General features: G+C 63.2%; 1 protein-coding gene. It reads left to right on the top strand.

Translation table 11 applies throughout. The annotated features are described in order from the left end of the window. The first annotated feature begins 81 nt into the window (after positions 1-81). Positions 82-1,233 carry an IS481 family transposase gene (locus ACG01O_RS22230; protein ID WP_394387797.1) on the top strand — a complete coding sequence of 384 codons (1,152 nt, stop codon included), beginning with the start codon at positions 82-84 and terminating at the stop codon, positions 1,231-1,233. Positions 1,234-1,289: the final 56 nt, after the last annotated feature.

Consider the following 1,289-nt stretch of genomic DNA (forward strand, 5'->3'; position numbering starts at 1 on the left):
TGTTTAGACCGGAGACATGGGTAACGGGTGTGCCAGCACATGGGTAACGCTTTCGGGGTTTCGAAGCCCCGGAAGAAGCCCATGGTCTGGATGGAGAAGAGCACCGTGTCTCAGCGTCAAGAGTTCGTGCACCTGGCCCGCCAGGACGGCACCAATGTGCGTGCGTTGTGTCGCCAATTCGGCATCAGCCCCAAGACGGGCTACAAGTGGATCGGGCGCTTCGAGAGCGCCATGGGTGATGGTCAGGTCTTGCATGACCGAAGTCGTCGGCCCCAGAACAGTCCTGCGCGCAGCAGCACCACCATCGAGCAAGCTGTGCTGGCGCTGCGCCGAGAACACCCGGCTTGGGGTGGCCGCAAGATCGCCCGTCGGTTAATGGATCTGGGCCAGGCTGAGATTGCTCCCAGCACCGTCACCCACATCCTGCACCGCCACGGATTGATCAATCCAGCCGCCAGCAAGGCTGCCCAGCCCTGGCAACGCTTCGAGCACGACGCCCCCAACAGCCTGTGGCAGATCGACTTCAAAGGGCACTTCCCGACGCTCGCTGGCCGCTGCCAGGCGCTCACGTTGCTGGATGACCACTCGCGCTTCAACCTGCGCTTGCAAGCGCTGCAACGCACGGACACGCAGTCGGTGAAGGCGCAGCTCGTTCAGACCTTTGAGCGCTACGGACTGCCGTTGCGCATCAATGCCGACAACGGCTCGCCCTGGGGCACGCCCAAGGCTACGGGCCAGAGCCTGAGCGAGCTGGCTGTCTGGCTCATCCGTCACGGCGTGCGGGTGAGCTTCAGCGCGCCGCACCATCCGCAGACCAACGGAAAGCTGGAGCGGTTCCATCGAACGCTGGACGTGGAGGTGCTGGCCGGGCGGCACTTCAAGGACTTCGAAGCCGTGCAGCGCGCGTTTGACACCTGGCGCCCGAGCTACAACTGCGAACGGCCGCATGAGGCCCTGGGCTTGCAAGTGCCGGTGCAGCGTTACCAAGCAAGCAGCGTGAGCTACAGCCCGACGATGCGGCGCATCGAGTACCCGGACACAGACTGCGTCGTCACCGTGAGCTGGAACGGCTTCATCCACTTCCGCCAGCGCAAGCTGCATGTCTCCAGTGCATTGCAAGGGCAGCCCATCGGCATTCGTCCCAGCGCCGAGTGCGACGGCGTGTACGACGTGTACTTCTGCCATCAGCGCTTCACGCAGTTCGACCTACGTGAGCCTCTGTTGGACACTTGAGAACGCGTTACCCATGTCCTGGCACGGGTGTTACCCATGTCTCCGGTCTAAACAGC

The sequence above is a fragment of the Pelomonas baiyunensis genome, from assembly GCF_043555935.1.
Taxonomy (GTDB): Bacteria; Pseudomonadota; Gammaproteobacteria; order Burkholderiales; family Burkholderiaceae_C; genus Pelomonas; species Pelomonas baiyunensis.

Bases quoted from the DNA above. Each gene is read 5' to 3' on its own strand.
- ACG01O_RS22230 (WP_394387797.1), top strand. From the start codon at position 82: ATGGTCTGGATGGAGAAGAGCACCGTGTCTCAGCGTCAAGAGTTCGTG.